Source organism: Bacillus sp. SIMBA_031, from assembly GCF_046535225.1.
GTDB classification, from domain to species: domain Bacteria; phylum Bacillota; class Bacilli; order Bacillales; family Bacillaceae; genus Bacillus; species Bacillus velezensis.
The window spans coordinates 1-835 of the sequence record NZ_JAWRXC010000033.1; the positions used below are offsets into that span (position 1 = coordinate 1).

The 835-nt window shown below is 57.0% G+C and carries 1 protein-coding gene and 1 pseudogene; both read left to right on the plus strand.

What is annotated here, in order from left to right; translation table 11 throughout:
* Positions 1 to 187 precede the first annotated feature (187 nt).
* Positions 188 to 529: pseudogene (locus SB724_RS19370) on the plus strand (hypothetical protein); the annotation flags it as partial.
* Between the two features lie 50 nt (positions 530 to 579).
* Positions 580 to 835: site-specific integrase (locus SB724_RS22240; RefSeq protein ID WP_428829626.1), on the plus strand; the 256-nt coding region annotated here is incomplete at its 3' end.

Consider the following 835-nt stretch of genomic DNA (forward strand, 5'->3'; position numbering starts at 1 on the left):
AATCAGCTGTTGCCCGTCTCACTGGTGAAAAGAAAAACCACCCTGGCGCCCAATACGCAAACCGCCTCTCCCCGCGCGTTGGCCGATTCATTAATGCAGCTGGCACGACAGGTTTCCCGACTGGAAAGCGGGCAGTGAGCGCAACGCAATTAATGTAAGTTAGCTCACTCATTAGGCACCGGGATCTCGACCGATGCCCTTGAGAGCCTTCAACCCAGTCAGCTCCTTCCGGTGGGCGCGGGGCATGACTATCGTCGCCGCACTTATGACTGTCTTCTTTATCATGCAACTCGTAGGACAGGTGCCGGCAGCGCTCTGGGTCATTTTCGGCGAGGACCGCTTTCGCTGGAGCGCGACGATGATCGGCCTGTCGCTTGCGGTATTCGGAATCTTGCACGCCCTCGCTCAAGCCTTCGTCACTGGTCCCGCCACCAAACGTTTCGGCGAGAAGCAGGCCATTATCGCCGGCATGGCGGCCCCACGGGTGCGCATGATCGTGCTCCTGTCGTTGAGGACCCGGCTAGGCTGGCGGGGTTGCCTTACTGGTTAGCAGAATGAATCACCGATACGCGAGCGAACGTGAAGCGACTGCTGCTGCAAAACGTCTGCGACCTGAGCAACAACATGAATGGTCTTCGGTTTCCGTGTTTCGTAAAGTCTGGAAACGCGGAAGTCAGCGCCCTGCACCATTATGTTCCGGATCTGCATCGCAGGATGCTGCTGGCTACCCTGTGGAACACCTACATCTGTATTAACGAAGCGCTGGCATTGACCCTGAGTGATTTTTCTCTGGTCCCGCCGCATCCATACCGCCAGTTGTTTACCCTCACAACGT